This window comes from Streptomyces sp. LMG1-1-1.1 (assembly GCF_040815545.1).
Taxonomy (GTDB): domain Bacteria; phylum Actinomycetota; class Actinomycetes; order Streptomycetales; family Streptomycetaceae; genus Streptomyces.
This window is the reverse complement of record NZ_JBFPNH010000039.1, coordinates 62,018-81,364: the sequence shown is the minus strand read 5'-3', so window position 1 is coordinate 81,364 and position 19,347 is coordinate 62,018. Positions and strand designations below refer to the sequence as shown.

Annotated in this window: 12 protein-coding genes, 1 tRNA gene and 1 rRNA gene; 11 read left to right on the top strand and 3 right to left on the bottom strand. The window is 71.2% G+C overall.

Annotated features, from left to right (window positions below; all coding sequences use genetic code 11):
- The first annotated feature begins 9 nt into the window (after positions 1-9).
- Positions 10-126 (top strand): 5S ribosomal RNA (rrf, locus tag MRBLMG1_RS22975).
- Between the two features lie 4 nt (positions 127-130).
- Positions 131-203, top strand: a tRNA-Thr gene (locus MRBLMG1_RS22970).
- 108 nt (positions 204-311) lie between these two features.
- Here MRBLMG1_RS22970 and MRBLMG1_RS22965 read toward each other — a convergent pair.
- Positions 312-2,957: a SpoIIE family protein phosphatase gene (locus MRBLMG1_RS22965; RefSeq protein WP_367825981.1), complete on the bottom strand. Its 2,646-nt coding sequence runs from the start codon at positions 2,955-2,957 to the stop codon at positions 312-314.
- Positions 2,958-3,226: 269 nt separating this feature from the next.
- On the opposite strand from MRBLMG1_RS22965, the gene MRBLMG1_RS22960 reads away from it, so the two are divergent.
- From MRBLMG1_RS22960 to MRBLMG1_RS22920, 9 genes are all read left to right on the top strand, one after another.
- Positions 3,227-8,713, top strand: coding sequence for a HAMP domain-containing protein (locus MRBLMG1_RS22960; RefSeq protein ID WP_367825980.1), 5,487 nt, complete (start codon positions 3,227-3,229; stop codon positions 8,711-8,713).
- 294 nt (positions 8,714-9,007) lie between these two features.
- Positions 9,008-9,682: a response regulator gene (locus MRBLMG1_RS22955; RefSeq protein ID WP_367825979.1), complete on the top strand. Its 675-nt coding sequence runs from the start codon at positions 9,008-9,010 to the stop codon at positions 9,680-9,682.
- A 115-nt stretch (positions 9,683-9,797) separates the two neighbouring features.
- A complete protein-coding gene (locus MRBLMG1_RS22950; protein ID WP_367825978.1) occupies positions 9,798-12,626 on the top strand; it encodes a DNA translocase FtsK in 2,829 nt (942 codons plus the stop codon).
- Positions 12,627-12,909: 283 nt separating this feature from the next.
- Positions 12,910-13,737, top strand: a complete 828-nt coding sequence (locus MRBLMG1_RS22945; RefSeq protein ID WP_367825977.1) for a helix-turn-helix domain-containing protein — start codon at positions 12,910-12,912, stop codon at positions 13,735-13,737.
- Positions 13,738-13,826: 89 nt separating this feature from the next.
- Entirely contained in the window at positions 13,827-15,320 is a 1,494-nt protein-coding gene (rimO, locus tag MRBLMG1_RS22940) for a 30S ribosomal protein S12 methylthiotransferase RimO (protein ID WP_367825976.1), read from the top strand.
- Positions 15,317-15,991 carry a CDP-diacylglycerol--glycerol-3-phosphate 3-phosphatidyltransferase gene (pgsA, locus tag MRBLMG1_RS22935; RefSeq protein ID WP_367825975.1) on the top strand — a complete coding sequence of 225 codons (675 nt, stop codon included), beginning with the start codon at positions 15,317-15,319 and terminating at the stop codon, positions 15,989-15,991. Before rimO ends, pgsA begins: the two co-directional genes overlap by 4 nt.
- Positions 15,988-16,509 carry a CinA family protein gene (locus MRBLMG1_RS22930; protein WP_367825974.1) on the top strand — a complete coding sequence of 174 codons (522 nt, stop codon included), beginning with the start codon at positions 15,988-15,990 and terminating at the stop codon, positions 16,507-16,509. The genes pgsA and MRBLMG1_RS22930 overlap by 4 nt, the downstream gene beginning before the upstream one ends.
- Positions 16,510-16,618: 109 nt before the next feature.
- A complete protein-coding gene (locus tag MRBLMG1_RS22925; protein WP_017237739.1) occupies positions 16,619-17,002 on the top strand; it encodes a helix-turn-helix domain-containing protein in 384 nt (127 codons plus the stop codon).
- A gap of 336 nt (positions 17,003-17,338) precedes the next feature.
- A complete protein-coding gene (locus tag MRBLMG1_RS22920; protein ID WP_367825973.1) occupies positions 17,339-17,677 on the top strand; it encodes a hypothetical protein in 339 nt (112 codons plus the stop codon).
- Here MRBLMG1_RS22920 and MRBLMG1_RS22915 read toward each other — a convergent pair.
- On the bottom strand, positions 17,625-18,389 hold the full coding sequence (locus tag MRBLMG1_RS22915) for an SDR family NAD(P)-dependent oxidoreductase (protein WP_367825972.1): 765 nt from the start codon (positions 18,387-18,389) through the stop codon (positions 17,625-17,627). The genes MRBLMG1_RS22920 and MRBLMG1_RS22915 overlap by 53 nt on opposite strands.
- 106 nt (positions 18,390-18,495) lie before the next feature.
- Complete coding sequence (locus MRBLMG1_RS22910) at positions 18,496-19,308, bottom strand: Fpg/Nei family DNA glycosylase (protein ID WP_367825971.1); 813 nt, start codon at positions 19,306-19,308, stop codon at positions 18,496-18,498.
- Positions 19,309-19,347: the final 39 nt, after the last annotated feature.

Here is a 19,347-nt window from a genome sequence, read left to right as displayed (position 1 = left end):
TCATAGAGTTTCGGTGGTCATAGCGTTAGGGAAACGCCCGGTTACATTCCGAACCCGGAAGCTAAGCCTTTCAGCGCCGATGGTACTGCAGGGGGGACCCTGTGGGAGAGTAGGACGCCGCCGAACACCCGCCCTTTTAGCTCAGTCGGTAGAGCGTCTCCATGGTAAGGAGAAGGTCAACGGTTCGATTCCGTTAAAGGGCTCCGAAAAAAAGGCCCCCGCCTCATGGCGGGGGCCTTTTTTGCGTTCCGGGGACGGGACACCGGTGGGCCCGGCGACCCCCTTTCGGGAGGGAATCGCCGGGGCTGGGATCAGTGGGGGTCGGGCTCGCGGAGGCGCATGGCGAGGATGGCCATGTCGTCGGAGGCGGGGGCCTGGGCGAAGCGCTCGACGGCGCGGAGGATGCGGGAGGCGACCGCGCCGGCCGTGAGGCCCGTACAGGTCTTGAGGACTTCGGCGAGGCCGTCGTCGCCGAGCATCCGGGTGCCCTCGCGGCGTTCCGTCACGCCGTCCGTGACGCAGAGGAGGACGTCGCCGGGGTCGAGGGTGATGGTCTGCTCGTACAGCTCCAGGTCGTCCATGACGCCGAGGAGCGGCTGGGGTTCCGCCGCGGGTTCGACCGTGCCGTCGGGGCGGAGGCGCAGCGGGAGAGGATGGCCGGCGCAGACCACCTTGAGGATCGCGGAGCCGTCCGGCTGCGGGCGCATCTCGCCGTAGAGGAGGGTGAGGAAGCGGCTGCGGTCGCCCTCGTCGAGGATCGCCGCGTTGAGGCGTTCCAGGACGGCCGGGCCGCCGAAGCCCTCGCGGGCCAGGAGGCGCAGGGCGTGGCGGGCGAGGCCCGTGACGGCCGCGGCCTGGGGGCCCGTACCGCAGACGTCGCCGATGGCGAACCCGTAGGCGCCGTCGCGGATGGGGAAGAGGTCGTAGAAGTCGCCGCCGACCTCGTTGCCCTCGCCGGCGGCGCGGTAGACGACGTCGACCTCGACGCCCGGGATCTCGGGGAGACCGGGCGGGAGGAGGCTGCGCTGGAGGGACTGGCTGATCGCCACGCGCTCGGAGTAGAGGCGGGCGTTGTCCAGGGCGAGGGCGGCCCGGCGCGAGAGGTCCTCGGCGAGCTCCAGGATCTCCTGGCGGAAGTGGTCATCGGAGGGGCGGCCGAGCGTCAGCATGCCGATCACCCGGTTGCGGGCGACCAGGGGCAGGACGACGGTCTCGCCGGCGACCGTGCCGGCCGTGGCCAGCGTGACGTCGATGCCGGAGGAGAGCGGGCTCGCCGGGTGGTCGAGGGCGCGGACCGAGGCGGTCAGCGCGGCGCGGTGGGCTGCGTCGCCCGGTGCGGTCCAGACGCGGGCGCCGAGGGTCGCCACCGGGTCGGGCGGGGCGATGGAGGAGAGCAGGTCCTTGAGGCCGTCGATGCGGTCCTCGTCCTCGTGGAGCACGTACGAGAGGTACGGGTCGGAGGACTGGTCGGCGATCGTGTAGACCGCGCACCAGGTGGCGAGGGTGGGGACCGTCATCTGGGCCATGAGGGCCAGGGTCTGGTCGCGGTCGAGGGTGCCGGCCAGGAGGTCGGAGGCCTCGACGAGGAAGCTGAGGGAGCCGCGCCGCAGGCGTTCGAGTTCGCCGAGGCGGGCGGACTCGACGGCGAGGGCGATGCGGTCGGCGGCGAACTGGAGGCGCAGGGCCTCCTCGTTGGAGTAGCGGTTCGCGGTCTCGGCGGCGACGCCCAGAGAGCCGGTGAGCCGGCCCTCGACCTTGAGCGGGACGGTGACCACCGCGCGCATGCCGGTGCCCTCCAGGAGCGGGACGGCGCCGGGGACGGCGGCCAGGTCCTCGTGGACGGCGGGCATCCGGGCGGAGCCGTAACGGCTGGCGCCGGTCTCGACGGGGACGCGGGCGAAGCGCTGGCGGGCGGCGGGGAGACCGGTGGTCGCCCGTACCTCCAGTTCCGTCTCGTCGTCGGTGGCGAGGAGGAGGAAGGCGGCGTCGCCGTCGAGCATGTCGCGGGCGCGTTCGACCGTGCGCTGGAGGAGGCCGTCGAGGTCGTCGGGGGCCGGGGAGCCGATGAAGACCTCGAAGGGGTCGGCGGCGCGGCTCTCGGAGCCCGGGTCGGCGGCGGGGCGCTGCGGGGTCTGGAGGACGGCGCGCTCGTGCTCGCGTACCAGGAGGCAGACGGTGGAGGGCTCGCCCTGGGCGTCTCGGACCCGCAGGTGCGAGGCGTAGACGGGGATGACGCGGCCGTCCGCGCAGCGGATGCCGTACGTGCCCTCCCAGCGGGAGAGGCGCAGTGCCTCCGCGAGGCCGGTGCCGATGCCGGGGGTGTGGGGCCAGGCGGCGAGGTCGCCGAGGGGTTTGCCGGTGACCTGCTCGGAGCCGTATCCGAAGAGTTCCTCGGCGTCCTCGTTCCAGGCGGTGACGGCTCCGCCGTCGTCGATCTGCACGACGGCGACACGGACGCGGCTGTCGGCGACCGGGAGGAGCGGGACGGGGAGGACCGGGCCGGCGGAGCGGGTGCCCACCGGGCGCTGGGCGAGGTCGAGGTGGAACCAGACGTGCTTGCGGGTGGGGGAGTAGTCGACTCCCCAGCGGTGGGCGAGGGCGGCGCAGAGCAGCAGGCCCCGGCCGTTCTCGCGGTCCGGGTTGCCGAGGGAGCGGCCGCTCTGGACGGGGATCTCGCGCTCCGGGTAGCGGTCGGCGACCTCGACGCGGATGCTGTCGTCGGAGCGGAGGCACAGGACCTCGGCCGACGTGCCGGCGTGGATGACGGCGTTCGTGACGAGCTCGCTGGTGAGGACGACGGCGTCGTCGACGAGCTCGGGGTGCCCCCAGCCCTGGAGGGTGTCCCTGACGAACGCGCGGGCGGCCGCGACGGACCGCCCGACGGGCTCGAAGCTGGCAGTCGCCCGCGCGGTGATCACAGCACTCCTCGTACGCGTCTCGACGCCCGGCTCTGCCATGCTCGGTCTGCCCCTCCCGCTGCCCGGTGGTCGTGCGCACTCCACACCGCCCCCGCCGGGCGGACCGGGGCGGCTGGACAGCCGGAAGCCAGGTTACTTACCTTCACTGTCCGAGCGGAGGCCGGTCACCGCTGATTCCGCCCCCCGGGGGTAGGGACGCGGTGCGAAGCTGCCGAACTGTTATCGCCTGGTTCGGTGGCGGTGAAACACTGGGCAGGCTACCGGCGAAAGCCGGAGCGGTACGGTCGACCCCCTTTGGGAGGGACACGGTGGAGTCTGGCACGGCGGCGCGGCGTGGCGGCGGTAGTGGCACGCGCGCGAGGGGCGGACGTTCCCGTGGGGGGACGGTGCAGGTGGACGCGGCGGCGCTCGAGCGGCTGTTGGCCGCGCTGGTGTCGATGCGGGACGGCAATTTCCGTAAGCGGCTGACGGCGTCCGGTGACGGGGTCATGGCGGAGATCTCCGCCGTGTTCAACGAGGTCGCCGACCGGCAGATGCACGTGACGGGGGAGCTGTCCCGGGTCCGGAGGGTGGTGGGGCGCGAGGGCAAGCTGTCGGAGCGCCTCGAAGCCGGGGCCAGCGAGGGGGCGTGGGCGGCGGCGATCGAGGCCGCGAACGCGCTCGTCGACGATCTCGCCCGGCCGGTGTCCGAGGTGGGGCGGGTCCTCTCGGCGGTGGCCGAGGGTGACCTGGACCAGCGGATGGACCTGCGTTCGGAGGGTGCCGACGGGACCGTGCGGCCCTTGCGGGGGGAGTTCCTGAAGGTCGCGCGTACCGCCAACAACCTGGTCGACCAGCTGTCGGTGTTCGCGTCCGAGGTGACCAGGGTCGCCGTCGAGGTGGGTACCGACGGCAAGCTGGGCGGGCAGGCGCAGGTGCGCGGGGTGTCCGGTTCGTGGAAGGACCTCACGGACTCGGTCAACACGATGGCGAACCGGCTGACGGCGCAGGTGCGGGACATCGCGCTGGTGACGACGGCGGTCGCGGACGGCGATCTGTCGCAGAAGGTCACGGCGAACGTGGCCGGCGAGATGCTGGAGCTGAAGAACACCGTCAACCGGATGGTCGACCAGCTGTCGTCGTTCTCGTCCGAGGTGACCCGGGTCGCCCGTGAGGTGGGTACGGAGGGCGAGCTCGGCGGGCAGGCCGAGGTGGCCGGGGTCGCCGGTGTGTGGAAGGACCTGACCGATTCCGTCAACACGATGGCGGGCAACCTCACCAATCAGGTGAGAGGGATCGCCGAGGTGACGACCGCGGTCGCCAACGGCGATCTGTCGCAGAAGGTGCGGGTCTCCGCGCGCGGTGAGATCGCGCAACTCGCGGACACCATCAACCAGATGACCGAGACGCTGCGGACGTTCGCCGACGAGGTGACCCGTGTGTCGGGCGAGGTCGGCGCGCAGGGTCTGCTCGGCGGTCAGGCGCAGGTGCCGGGGGCGGCGGGGACGTGGAAGGACCTCACGGACTCCGTCAACACGGTCTTCCGGAACATCACCACGCAGGTGCGGGACATCGCGCAGGTGACGACGGCGGTGGCCAACGGTGACCTGTCGCAGAAGGTCACGGTCGATGTGGCCGGCGAGATGCTGGAGCTGAAGAACACCGTCAACACGATGGTGGACCAGCTGTCGGCCTTCGGTTCCGAGGTGACCCGGGTGGCGCGCGAGGTCGGCGTCGAGGGTCTGCTCGGCGGCCAGGCCGAGGTGCCGGGCGCGGCGGGCACGTGGAAGGACCTCACCGACTCGGTGAACACGGCCTTCCGCAACCTGACCGGTCAGGTGCGGGACATCGCGCAGGTGACGACGGCGGTGGCCAACGGTGACCTGTCGCAGAAGGTCACGGTCGACGTGGCCGGCGAGATGCTGGAGCTGAAGAACACCGTCAACACGATGGTGTCCCAGCTGTCGTCGTTCGCGGACCAGGTGACGCGGATGGCCCGGGACGTGGGCACGGAGGGCCGGCTCGGCGGGCAGGCCCGCGTGGACGGCGTCTCCGGCCGGTGGCGGGAGCTCACGGACTCCGTGAACTTCATGGCCGGCAACCTGACGTCACAGGTGCGGCAGATCGCCCAGGTGACGACGGCGGTGGCGCGGGGTGACCTGTCGCAGAAGATCGACGTGGACGCGCGCGGCGAGATCCTGGAGCTGAAGAACACCATCAACACGATGGTCGACCAGCTCTCCGCCTTCGCGGACCAGGTGACCCGGGTCGCCCGCGAGGTGGGAACGGACGGGCGCCTCGGCGGTCAGGCGCAGGTGCCGGGCGTGGCCGGTGTGTGGCGCGACCTGACGGACTCGGTGAACGGCATGGCCGGGAACCTGACCACCCAGGTCCGCAACATCGCGCAGGTCGCCACCGCGGTGGCGCGGGGTGACCTGTCGCAGAAGATCGACGTGGACGCGCGCGGCGAGATCCTGGAGCTGAAGAACACCCTCAACACGATGGTGGACCAGCTCTCGAACTTCGCCGAGCAGGTGACCAGGGTGGCCCGCGAGGTGGGCACCGAGGGCATGCTGGGCGGTCAGGCCGAGGTGCAGGGGGTCTCCGGCACCTGGAAGGACCTCACCCAGTCGGTGAACTTCATGGCGAACAACCTCACCATCCAGGTGCGGAACATCGCCGAGGTCACCACGGCCGTCGCCATGGGCGACCTGTCGAAGAAGATCACGGTCGACGCCCGGGGCGAGATCCTGGAGCTGGTGACGACCGTCAACACGATGGTCGACCAGCTGTCGAACTTCGCGGACGAGGTCACGCGCGTGGCCCGCGAGGTGGGTACGGAGGGCATCCTCGGCGGCCAGGCACGCGTGCGCGGTGTCACGGGTACGTGGAAGGACCTCAGCGACAACGTCAACCTGATGGCCAACAACCTGACCAGCCAGGTGCGGAACATCTCCCGGGTGTCGGCGGCGGTCGCCAACGGCGACCTGACGAAGAAGGTGACGGTCGAGGCGCGCGGCGAGGTCGCCGAACTCGCCGAGACCGTCAACACGATGGTGACGACCCTGTCGTCCTTCGCGGACGAGGTCACGCGGGTGGCCCGCGAGGTGGGCACGGAGGGCGAGCTGGGCGGCCAGGCCCGGGTGCCGGGCGTCTCCGGCACCTGGAAGGACCTGACCGAGTCGGTGAACTCGATGGCCGACAACCTCACCGGTCAGGTGCGGCAGATCGCCGCCGTCACCACCGCCATCGCCAAGGGCGACCTGACGAAGAAGATCGACATCGACGCGCGCGGTGAGATCCAGGAGCTGAAGAACACCATCAACACGATGGTCGACCAGCTGTCGAACTTCGCCGAGGAGGTCACGCGCGTGGCCCGGGAGGTGGGCACCGACGGGCAGCTCGGCGGTCAGGCCCGGGTCCGGGACGTGGAGGGCACCTGGAGCGACCTCACCGAGTCCGTGAACGAGATGGCGGGGAACCTCACCCGGCAGGTGCGGGCCATCGCGGCCGTCGCCACCGCGGTGACCCGCGGCGACCTCAACGTCAAGATCGACGGCGTGGACGCGGCCGGTGAGATCCAGGCGCTCCAGGACAACATCAACACGATGATCGCCAACCTGCGCGACACCACGCTCGCCAACGACGAGCAGGACTGGCTCAAGAGCAACCTGGCCCGCATCTCCGGCCTCATGCAGGGCCGCCGGGACCTCGACGACGTGGCCTCGCTCATCATGAGCGAGCTGACGCCGGTGGTCTCGGCGCAGCACGGCGCCTTCTTCGTCGCCATGCCGACCGGCCACGGCCACAGCGACGCCGAACTCGTCGGTGAGGGCGACGGCTCGTACGAGCTGCGGATGCGCGGGAGTTACGGGTACTCCACCGGGTCCATGCCGACGTCGTTCCGCCCCGGCGAGACGCTCATCGGGACGGCCGCCGAGGAGAAGCGGACCATCCAGGTCAACGTGCCGCCGGGCTATCTGAAGATCTCGTCGGGGCTCGGGGAGGCCTCGCCCGCGCATGTGATCGTGCTTCCGGTGCTCTTCGAGGGCAAGGTGCTCGGCGTGATCGAGCTGGCCTCGTTCCAGCCGTTCGCGCAGATCCAGCGGGACTTCCTCAACCAGATCGCCGAGTTGATCGCCACCACCGTCAACACGATCAGCGTCAACACCAAGACCGAGGTGCTGCTCCAGCAGTCGCAGGAGCTCACCGAGCAGCTCAAGGAGCGGTCGGCCGAGCTGGAGCACCGGCAGAAGGAGCTCCAGGGCTCCAACCTGGAGCTGGAGGAGAAGGCGGAGCTGCTCGCCCGGCAGAACCGCGACATCGAGGTGAAGAACACCGAGATCGAGGAGGCCCGGCAGGTCCTGGAGGAGCGCGCCGAGCAGCTCGCGGTCTCCATGCGCTACAAGTCGGAGTTCCTGGCCAACATGTCGCACGAGCTGCGCACCCCGCTCAACTCGCTGCTGATCCTGGCCAAGTTGCTCGCGGACAACGCCGAGACCAATCTGACGCCGAAGCAGGTCGAGTTCGCGGAGACCATCCACGGGGCCGGTTCGGACCTGCTCCAGCTGATCAACGACATCCTCGACCTGTCCAAGGTCGAGGCGGGCAAGATGGACGTGTCGCCGACCCGGATCGCGCTCGTCCAGCTCGTCGACTACGTCGAGGCCACCTTCCGGCCGCTGACGGCGGAGAAGGGGCTCGACTTCTCGGTGCGGGTCTCGCCCGAGCTGCCGGCCACGCTCCACACCGACGAGCAGCGGCTGCTCCAGGTGCTGCGCAACCTCCTCTCCAACGCGGTGAAGTTCACCGACACGGGCGCGGTGGAGCTGGTGATCCGGCCGGCCGGCGCGGACGTGCCGCAGTCGATCCGCGAACAGCTCCTGGAGGCCGGTTCGCTGCGGGACCCGGAGGCCGCGCTCATCGCGTTCTCGGTGACCGACACCGGGATCGGCATCGCGGCCGGCAAGATGCGGGTCATCTTCGAGGCGTTCAAGCAGGCCGACGGCACGACGAGCCGCAAGTACGGCGGTACGGGGCTGGGGCTCTCGATCAGCCGGGAGATCGCGCGGCTGCTCGGCGGTGAGATCTTCGCGGCGAGCGAGCCGGGCCGCGGCTCGACCTTCACGCTCTACCTGCCGCTGAGCCCGACCGAGCTCCCGTCGCACGGCTACGGGCAGGGGTCGGCCGACGCGGAGGACCCGCAGCAGGACACCGAGGAGGGGACGGGCGGGGCGACCCACTCGTTCCCGCACTTCCCGCCGCCGCCCGTGCGGACCGAGGCGCGGTCCGGGGCCGGGGCGCTGTTCCGGCACCGGCGCAAGGCCGCGGCGGACGCGAACGGGGCGCGGACCGCGGTGCCGGGGCAGCCCGGCCAGCAGCACGCGCCGGACCGGGCGGAGCCGGAGATGGAGGTCGAGCCGCGCCGTACGTTCAACTTCTCCGGCGAGCGGGTCCTCATCGTCGACGACGACATCCGCAACGTCTTCGCGCTCACCAGCGTCCTGGAGCAGCACGGCCTCGCGGTGCTGTACGCGGAGAACGGGCGGGAGGGCATCGAGGTCCTGGAGCAGAACGACGACGTGACGGTCGTCCTGATGGACATCATGATGCCGGAGATGGACGGGTACGCGACGACGACCGCGATCCGGCGGATGCCGCAGTTCGCCGGGCTGCCGATCATCGCCCTGACGGCGAAGGCGATGAAGGGCGACAAGGAGAAGGCGATCGAGTCGGGCGCCTCGGCCTATGTGACGAAGCCGGTCGACCCCGATCACCTGCTGTCCGTCATGGAGCAGTGGATGCGGGGGGAGTGACCCCGGTCGGGGGTCCGCGCGGTGCTCCGCGCGGGCCCTCGGGGCCCCGCTGACGGAACGTCGCCACGGGCGTGTGAAAGGGCGGGATACGGGGAACCTTCTGGTCTCCCACCGCGTTTCTGCTACGTGCACAGTGACATCGCGGTGACAGGGTGTGGCGACGGGCGGGGTGCGGCTACGATGACCGGCACAAGGACGGACGGCGCTAGGGAGTCGTCTTCTGGGGCGGCGCCCGGTGCTTCCCCCGGTTCCGGGAGCCGGGGCGAGCCACTGCCGGGACGAGGAGGACGGGGCATGGTGCAGAAGGCCAAGATCCTCCTGGTCGATGACCGGCCGGAGAATCTGCTGGCGCTGGAGGCCATTCTCTCCGCGCTCGATCAGACGCTGGTGCGGGCATCGTCCGGGGAGGAAGCGCTCAAGGCGCTGTTGACGGACGACTTCGCGGTCATCCTGCTCGACGTCCAGATGCCGGGAATGGACGGTTTCGAGACCGCCGCGCACATCAAGCGGCGCGAGCGGACCCGGGACATCCCGATCATCTTCCTCACCGCCATCAACCACGGCCCCCACCACACGTTCCGCGGGTACGCGGCCGGCGCGGTCGACTACATCTCCAAGCCGTTCGACCCGTGGGTGCTGCGCGCCAAGGTCTCGGTCTTCGTCGAGCTCTACATGAAGAACTGCAAGCTGCGCGAGCAGGCCGCCCTGCTGCGGCTGCAGTTGGAGGGCGGCGGCGAGGGCGGCCGGGGCAAGGAGGCCGCGGGCCTGCTCGCCGAACTCTCCGCCCGTCTCGCGGCGGTCGAGGAGCAGGCCGAGGCGCTGTCGAAGCAGCTCGACGACGACTCCGCCGACGCGGCGGCCGTCGCCACCGCCGCGCACCTGGAGCGCAAGCTCACCGGGCTGCGCCGGGCCCTGGACGCGCTGGAGCCCGGCACCGGCGCCGCCCCCACGTTGCCCGCCCAGAGCTGACAGACCGTCACCACGCTGCGGTTCGCCGTGATCGGGCGTCAGCATCGTGCCCCGGCACGGGCGACACGATCGGGTGAGGCGGACAGCCCGTAGCTTCACCGGTAACCTCAGCACCATGGCTTCACGTACGTCCGGCAAGGGTTCCCAGGGCACGGCGGGCGCCGCGAAGCCGCGCGCCGGTCGTACGACGGGCGCCGCGAAGAAAGCGGCACCCGCGAAGCCCCCCGTCAAACCGCCCGCCAAGAAGGCGCCGGCGAAGAAGGCCGCACCCGCCAAGCGCGCTCCCGCGCGGAAGACGGCCGCGAAGAAGGCCGCTCCCCGGCCGGCCCCGTCGCCCACCGGTGGTGTCTACCGGCTCGCGCGCGGTGCCTGGCTCGGCGTCGCCCACGGGGTGGGCGCGCTGTTCCGGGGGATAGGGCGTGGTGCCAAGGGCCTCGACCCGGCCCACCGCAAGGACGGGCTCGCGCTGCTCCTCCTCGGCCTCGCCCTGATCGTCGCCGCCGGCACCTGGTCCAACCTGCGCGGCCCGGTCGGCGACCTCGTCGAGATGCTGGTGACCGGTTCCTTCGGCCGCCTCGACCTGCTGGTGCCGCTGCTGCTCGGCGCGATCGGCATCCGGCTGATCCTCTACCCGGAGCGGCCCGAGGCCAACGGCCGGATCAGCATCGGCCTCTCCGCCCTCGTCATCGGCGTCCTCGGCCAGGTCCACATCGCCTGCGGTTCGCCGGGACGCGGCGACGGCAGCGCGGCCATGCAGGACGCCGGAGGCCTCATCGGCTGGGCCGCCTCGCAGCCCCTCGTCTTCATGATGGGCGAGGTCCTCGCCGTACCGATGCTGGTGCTGCTCACCGTCTTCGGCCTGCTCGTGGTGACCGCCACCCCGGTCAACGCGATCCCGCAGCGGCTGCGCGCCCTCGGCGCCAGGCTCGGCATCGTCGAACCCGCGTACGACCCGGCGGACGCCGAGGAGTACGAGGGCCGGGAGGGGTACGACGAGGACTGGCGGGACGCCGGTCGGCAGCCCGCCCGCCCCACCCGTCCCCGCCGGCGCGCCTCCGGCCCCGCCGAGCCGTACGACGTGGACCGGGCCGAGGCGGACATGCTGGAGCGGCGCGGCCGGTCCGGGCGCCGCTCCGCCGACGCGCCCGGCTTCGACCCGGGCATGGACCCGGTGGACGTCGCCGCGGCCGCGGCCGCCGCGCTCGACGGCGCGGTCCTGAACGGCATGCCGCCGTCGCCGATCGTCGCCGACCTGACCAGGGACATCACCGCCGACCGGGACGCCGCCGTCGCCGCGGGCGCCGCGGAGAAGGCCGGGAAGGCGGCGGACAGGGCCGGGAAGGCGGCGCCCGTACCGCCCGCGCGCGGGGGTGATCAGCGCGCCGGCGGAGGCGTACCCGATCTGACCAAGCCGGCGCCCGAGCCGACCGACCTGCCGCCCCGGGCGGAGCAGCTCCAGCTCGCCGGCGACATCACGTACGCGCTGCCCTCGCTCGACCTCCTGGAGCGCGGCGGGCCGGGCAAGACCCGCAGCGCCGCCAACGACGCCGTCGTGGACGCGCTCTCCAACGTCTTCACCGAGTTCAAGGTCGACGCGGCCGTCACCGGCTTCACCCGCGGCCCGACGGTCACGCGGTACGAGGTCGAGCTCGGCCCCGCCGTGAAGGTCGAGAAGATCACGGCCCTCACCAAGAACATCGCGTACGCCGTGGCCTCGCCGGACGTGCGGATCATCTCGCCGATCCCCGGCAAGTCCGCGGTCGGCATCGAGATCCCGAACAGCGACCGCGAGATGGTCAACCTCGGCGACGTGCTGCGGCTCGCGGCCGCGGCGGAGGACGACCATCCGATGCTGGTCGCGCTCGGCAAGAACGTCGAGGGCGGCTACGAGATGGCCAACCTGGCGAAGATGCCGCACGTCCTGGTCGCCGGTGCCACGGGCTCCGGAAAGTCCTCGTGCATCAACTGCCTGATCACGTCGATCATGATAAGGGCGACTCCCGAGGACGTCCGGATGGTGCTCGTCGACCCCAAGCGGGTCGAACTCACCGCCTACGAGGGCATCCCGCACCTGATCACGCCCATCATCACCAACCCCAAGCGGGCCGCCGAGGCGCTCCAGTGGGTGGTGAAGGAGATGGACCTCCGCTACGACGACCTGGCCGCGTTCGGCTACCGGCACATCGACGACTTCAACCAGGCGATCCGGGACGGCAAGATCAAGCTGCCCGAGGGCAGCGAGCGCGAGCTCAACCCCTACCCGTACCTCCTGGTGATCGTCGACGAGCTGGCCGACCTGATGATGGTCGCGCCCAGGGACGTCGAGGACTCGATCGTCCGGATCACCCAGTTGGCCCGAGCGGCCGGCATCCATCTGGTGCTCGCCACCCAGCGGCCTTCCGTGGACGTCGTCACCGGTCTCATCAAGGCGAACGTGCCCTCGCGGCTGGCCTTCGCCACCTCCTCGCTCGCCGACAGCCGGGTCATCCTCGACCAGCCCGGCGCCGAGAAGCTGATCGGCAAGGGTGACGGCCTCTTCCTGCCGATGGGCGCCAACAAGCCCGTCCGCATGCAGGGCGCGTTCGTCACCGAGGCCGAGGTCGCGGCCGTCGTTCAGCACTGCAAGGACCAGATGACCCCGGTGTTCCGGGAGGACGTCACCGTCGGCCAGCGGCAGAAGAAGGAGATCGACGAGGACATCGGCGACGACCTCGACCTGCTGTGCCAGGCGGCCGAGCTGGTCGTCTCCACGCAGTTCGGCTCCACCTCGATGCTCCAGCGCAAGCTCCGCGTCGGCTTCGCGAAGGCCGGCCGGCTGATGGACCTGATGGAGTCGCGGAACATCGTCGGGCCCAGCGAGGGTTCGAAGGCGCGCGACGTCCTGGTGAAGCCCGACGAACTGGACGGCGTGCTGGCCGTGATCCGGGGGGAGTCGGGGGCGTAGCGGACGGGAAGCGGGGTACGCGGTCGGCGGGGAGCGGGAGCCCCCGCCGCGGGGGCGGGGCCCCGAACCCCGTTGCCGTACCCGATCGAGACCGGGCCGAGACTCACTCGTAAGGGAACGGTGGGCAACCGTTTCCCCTGGCCGTACGTCAAGTTGGACGGTGGGACAGAAGGAAGTCCCAGCCTCATGGCGTACAAACAGCACCCGCCCGGTTGCCCCACCCTTTCGTACCACCCATAGACTGAACGTCCAGCAGGTGGCTACACGCTCGAAAGGCGCTCTCGTGTCCATCGGCAACTCCCCCGAAGACGACCGGACGTTCCCGGCAGACGACCGGGACGCGATCGGTCGCGCTCTCCAGCAGGCACGCATCGCCGCCGGTCTCACCGTCGAAGAGGTCAGTGCCTCCACCCGTGTCCGGATTCCGATCGTGCACGCGATCGAAGAGGACGACTTCTCGCGCTGTGGCGGCGACGTCTACGCCCGCGGCCACATCCGTACCCTCGCGCGCGCCGTCGGGCTCGATCCGGCCGCGCTGATCGAGCAGTACGACGCCGAGCACGGTGGCCGTCCCGCGCCCACCCCCGCCGCCCCGCTCTTCGAGGCGGAACGTATCCGCCCCGAACCCCGCCGGCCCAACTGGACCGCCGCGATGGTCGCGGCCATCGTCGCCGTCGTCGGTTTCGTCGGCTTCACGATGTTCAACGGGAACGAGGCCCCGAAGGGGACCAGCGCGGCCGACGGCGGTCCCGCCCCCGCGCCGGAGCAGGCCACCTCGGTCGCCAAGCCGAAGCCGGTCAAGCCCGTCGTCCCGAAGCCCACCGAGAGCGCGATCGCCGCCGTCCCCCAGGACAAGGTGACGGTCAAGCTCACCGCCGTCGACGACAAGAGCTGGATCTCGGCCAAGGCCCACGACGGCAAGCTGCTCTTCGACGGCCTCCTCCTCAAGGGCGAGTCCAAGACCTACCAGGACGACGAGCGCATCGACCTGGTCCTCGGCAACGCCGGCGCGATCGAGCTCTACGTGAACGGCAAGAAGGTCGAAGACAAGTTCGAATCCGGTCAGGTCGAGCGACTGACCTACACCAAGGGCGACCCCGAGGCCGGCTGAGCCGCCCGCCCCGCCCCTGATGTGACCTCCGTCGCGCAGGTGAACCCTGTGCGACGGGGGAACGGCCGGGACGAAGTAGTCTTGAGTCCATGCCCGAACGCCGTACCGTCGCCCTTGTCACTCTTGGCTGCGCCCGTAACGAGGTGGACTCGGAGGAGCTCGCAGGCCGCTTGGCAGCGGACGGCTGGGAGCTCGTCGAGAACGCCGAAGACGCGGATGTCGCAGTCGTCAACACCTGCGGATTCGTCGAGGCCGCCAAGAAGGACTCCGTCGACGCCCTGCTCGAAGCCAATGATCTGAAGGACCACGGCAAGACCCAGGCCGTCGTCGCCGTCGGCTGCATGGCCGAGCGGTACGGCAAGGAGCTCGCCGAAGCCCTCCCGGAAGCCGACGGCGTCCTGGGCTTCGACGACTACGCCGACATCTCCAACCGCCTCCAGACCATCCTCAACGGTGGCAGTGTCGAGGCCCACACCCCGCGTGACCGGCGCAAGCTGCTGCCGCTCTCGCCCGTCGAGCGCCAGGAGGCGGCCGCGGCCGTCGCCCTGCCGGGACACGGCGACGCCGCCGAGGAGCCCGTCGACGCCCCCGCCGACCTCCCCGAGGGCCTCGCGCCCGCCTCGGGCCCCCGCGCCCCGCTCCGCCGTCGGCTCGACACCAGCCCCGTCGCCTCGGTGAAGCTCGCCTCCGGCTGCGACCGCCGCTGCTCCTTCTGCGCCATCCCCTCCTTCCGCGGCTCCTTCGTCTCGCGCCGTCCCTCGGACGTGCTGAACGAGACGCGCTGGCTCGCCGAGCAGGGCGTCAAGGAGGTCATGCTGGTCTCCGAGAACAACACCTCCTACGGCAAGGACCTCGGCGACATCCGGCTCCTGGAGAGCCTGCTGCCCGAGCTCGCCGCCGTCGACGGCATCGAGCGCGTCCGCGTCAGCTACCTCCAGCCCGCCGAGATGCGGCCGGGGCTGATCGACGTCCTCACCTCCACCGACAAGGTCGTGCCCTACTTCGACCTCTCCTTCCAGCACAGCGCCCCGGACGTCCTGCGGGCCATGCGCCGCTTCGGCGACACCGACCGCTTCCTGGAGCTCCTGGAGACCATCCGCTCCAAGGCCCCGACGGCCGGTGCCCGCTCCAACTTCATCGTCGGCTTCCCCGGCGAGACCGAGGCGGACTTCGCCGAGCTGGAACGCTTCGTCACCCACGCCAGGCTCGACGCCATCGGCGTCTTCGGCTACTCCGACGAGGACGGCACCGAGGCCGCCACGTACGAGCACAAGCTCGACCAGGAAGTCGTCGACCAGCGGCTCGCCCACCTCTCCCGGCTCGCCGAGGAGCTCACCGCGCAGCGCGCCGAGGAGCGACTCGGAGAGACCCTGGAGGTACTCGTCGAGACCCTCGACGAGGAGGACGGCTGGATCGGCCGCGCCGCCCACCAGGCGCCCGAGACGGACGGCCAGGTGGTTCTCACCACCGCCGACGGTACGAGCCCCGACCTGGCCCCGGGCCGTATGGTCAGTGCGAAGGTCGTCGGCACGGAGGGCGTCGACCTGGTGGCCGAGTGTCTTTTCGAGGAGGCAGGCAGATGACCGGAGTCCCGGCATCCGCGACGGGCGGGACCGGTAGGCCGGCGCCCCGCGGCAAGCTGGGCACGGCGGCCGTCAACCAGGCCAGCCTGTGGAACATCGCGAACATCCTCACCATGATCCGGCTCGTGCTCGTGCCGGGCTTCGTGGTGCTGCTCCTCCAGGACGGCGGACACGACCCCGTGTGGCGGGCCTGGGCCTGGGCGGCGTTCGCGGTGGCCATGATCACGGACGTCTTCGACGGGCACCTGGCCCGTGCGTACAACCTGGTCACCGACTTCGGGAAGATCGCCGACCCGATCGCCGACAAGGCGATCATGGCGGCCGGACTCGTCTGCCTCTCCTCCCTCGGGGACCTGCCCTGGTGGGTCACCGGGGTCATCCTCGCCCGCGAGCTGGGGATCACCCTGATGCGGTTCTGGGTCATCCGGCACGGGGTCATCCCGGCCAGCCGCGGCGGCAAGATGAAGACGCTCGCGCAGGGCACGGCGGTCGGCATGTACGTGCTGATGCTCACCGGCCCGCTGGCCACCCTGCGCTTCTGGGTGATGACGGTGGCCGTCGTGCTGACGGTCGTCACCGGTCTGGACTATGTGCGACAGGCGGTCGTCCTCCGGCGCAGGGGGCTCGCCGCGGAGCGCGCGGCGGCCCGGCCGGAGACGTCGACGCGATGACCGAGGCCGCCCGGGTGCTGGCCCTGCTCGCGGAGCGTGATCACACGCTGGCCGCCGCGGAGTCGCTCACGGGTGGTCTGGTGGCCGCCGAGCTCACCGGAGTACCGGGAGCCTCGGCGTCCTTCCGCGGGTCGGTCACGGCGTACGCGACGGCCCTCAAGCACGAGCTCCTCGGCGTCGACCGGGCCCTCCTCGCCGAGCGCGGGGCGGTGGACCCGGAGGTCGCGCTGCAGATGGCGGCCGGTGTGCGGGACCGGCTCGGTGCCGACTGGGGCATCTCGACGACGGGCGTCGCAGGACCCGACCCGCAGGACGGACAGGCCGTCGGAACCGTCTACGTGGCGGTCGCCGGGCCGGCCGCGACCGGCGCCCGGGCGGGGAAAGTGGTCTCGTTGAGGTTGAACGGCGACCGCGCGGACATCCGTAAAGAGAGCGTACGGAGCGTGTTGGAACTGCTCCTTGAGGAACTCTCGGGAAATGCGCGGGCACAGGATACGGAACACAACGGGGGGAATTGATGTTTGCAGCCCTGAGTGAACACGACATCGCTCCCCGCACGGCCGCAGCCCGAGGCGGTACGGTGGGGCGTGAAGGATGCGGCTACGCGGTCCGAGGAGGGAGCCACCGATGATTCTGCTCCGTCGCCTGCTGGGTGACGTGCTGCGTCGGCAGCGCCAGCGCCAGGGCCGTACTCTGCGCGAAGTCTCCTCGTCCGCCCGAGTCTCGCTCGGCTATCTCTCCGAGGTGGAGCGGGGGCAGAAGGAGGCTTCCTCCGAGCTGCTCTCCGCGATCTGCGACGCGCTGGACGTACGGATGTCCGAGCTCATGCGCGAAGTGAGCGACGAGCTGTCGCTCGCCGAACTGGCCGAGTCGGCAGCGTCGAGCGAACCGGTGCCTACACCGGTGCGCCCGAGGCTCAATTCGGTGTCGGTGACGTCGGTGGCGGGTGTGCCCACCGAGCGGGTGACCATCAAGGCGCCCACGGAAGCGGTCAACGTCGTCGCCGCCTGAACCGAACGAAAGCACGTGGGGCGAGGCCCCGGTCGTATGCCCTGCGGGGTGGCGGCCGGGGTCTTTTCCTTTTTTTGGGGGGATGGGGTCGGGGGTGGGGTCGGGGGTGGGGTCGGGGGTGGGGTGTGTGGCGGGTCGCGGGTGGGCGGCGGGCCGGCGGTGTGCCCGGGCCGGGGGGTGTGCGGCTTTCTTGAGAATTTTGAGTTTGTTCGTCTGAGATGCCGGGTTCCGGTGTGGCGTGCATGGTGGAGGGCGTAGGGCGTGCGCCGGGACTGCCTCGGTGCGCCCTCCCGCAGGGTGATCCTGCCGGTCTAGCGTCGACGGCAGGAGGCGGCCATGGTACGGCGACGGGTTCCGCTGGTGACGCTCGCGCTGGGCGCGGTCGCGCTGGCGGCCGGAGGGCTCTGGTGGTGGGCGGTGCTGCGCCTGCTGCTCATGCCCGCGGACGCCGGGCCGGTGGAAGGGGCGGTGGCCGCGGGCGGCTGGGGGCTGAGCCTGCTGCCGGTCCATGTGGCGGCTTCGTCGCGGCGCCGGGCGCGGGGTGCGTTCGGAGGCGGGGTGGACCCGTCTGCGGGAGGGGCGGGGCTTTCGGTGCGCGGGACGGGTGCGTCCTCGCGAGGGGCTACCAGGGCATGGCGACGCCGCCGTTGGGGCGGAGGATCTGACCCGTCGTGAACGAGGAGGCATCGGAGGCCAGGTGTAGGACCGCGTGTGCGATGTCCTCGGCCTCGCCGACCCGCCCCAGGGGTGAGTGACGGACCATCGCCGCCTCCGCCTGCTGCTGGGCCGCCGGTTCGTGGCGGTCGGTCATGGGCGTGCGGATCCACCCTGGGGCGACCGCGTTGACCCGTATGCCGTGCGGGCCCGCCTCCGTCGCCAGGGTCTTCGTCAGCTGTACGACCGCCGCCTTGGTGACGCTGTAGCAGAGGAGGCCGGGGCTCGCCGTGTCCATCGCCCCCGAGGCCATCGTGACGATCGAGCCCCGGGTGCCGGAGGCGATCATCGAGCGGGCCGCCTCCTGGCACGCGTACAGGACCCCCTTGAAGTTGACCGCGAAGACGCGGTCGAGGTCCTCGTCACGGGTCTCCAGGACCGTGCTCGTGTGCATGACCCCCGCGATGGCGGCCATCACATGGAGCGGGCCGACCGACCGCACGGCGGCGGCCAACGCCGTCCTGTCCGTGACGTCGAGCACGTGCGGATGCGCGGTGCCGCCGTCGCGCGCGATCAACGCGGCGGTCTCCTTGAGTCCGTCTTCGTCGCGGTCCGCGCAGTGCACGGTGGCGCCCGCCAGCGCGAGGAGAGCCGCGGTCGCGCGGCCGATCCCGCTCGCTGCGCCGGTGACGAACGCGGTGCGGCCGGTGAGGTCGTACGCAGAGAGGGTCATCTTCGGACCGTACGACTGGATCTGACGGAGCGTCAATTGGGGGGTGGGGGTAGCTGGGTGGGCGTAGGTGGGTGGTGGCTGGGTGGGTGGGCGGCAAGGGGCAGAGTCAGGGGTGACGGGTGGGGCCTGGTTGGCAGTTGGGGCACCAGTACGTGATCCGGTCGCCGACGCCCGCGCCGGCGTCGGCGTCGGTCCTGCGGATCGGGGTCCCGCAGCGCAGGCAGGGGCGTCCCTCGCGGCCGTAGACGTGGAGCGGGGTGCCGGGTCTGCGCGTGGTGGTGGTGCGGCGGTCCGGGTGGTCCTTGTTCGCCTCCAGGAGACGGTGGGCCGTCGCCACCAGGCGGGCGGGGACGCCGGGACCCAGGTCGCCGACCGGGAGCCAGGGCGACACCGCGGCGAGGAAAGCCAGCTCGGACTTGTACACGTTCCCGATGCCGGCCATGTTGCGCTGGTCGAGCAGCGCCTCGACGAGCGGCCGCGCCGGGTCGGCGCACAGCCGTCGCTCCGCCTCCTCCGGATCCCAGTCGGGTCCCAGGAGATCCGGGCCCAAGTGCCCGACGGCGTCCGACTCCTCCGCCGTACGGATCAACTCCAGGACCGGCAGCCGGTAGCCGTACGCCGTGAACTCCTCGTTCCCGAGGATCGCCCGGATCTGATGCGCAGGGCCGCCGCGCGGACGCTCTCCTGTCGCGTACACCCGCCAAGCGCCGTCCATCCGCAGATGCGAGTGCAGCGTCAGCCCGCCCTCGATCCTCGCCAGCAGATGCTTGCCGCGGGGCGTCACGTCGAGGAGTGTCCTGCCGGTCAGGTCGGCGGTGGCGAAACGGGGCACGCGGAGGTCGGCGCGGGTGAGGACCCTTCCCGCGAGTGCGGTGTGCAGGCGTCGGGCGACCTGCCAGATGGTGTCTCCTTCGGGCACGGGTCCATTGTGGGGGGTGGGGGGCTGGGGGAGGGGGTG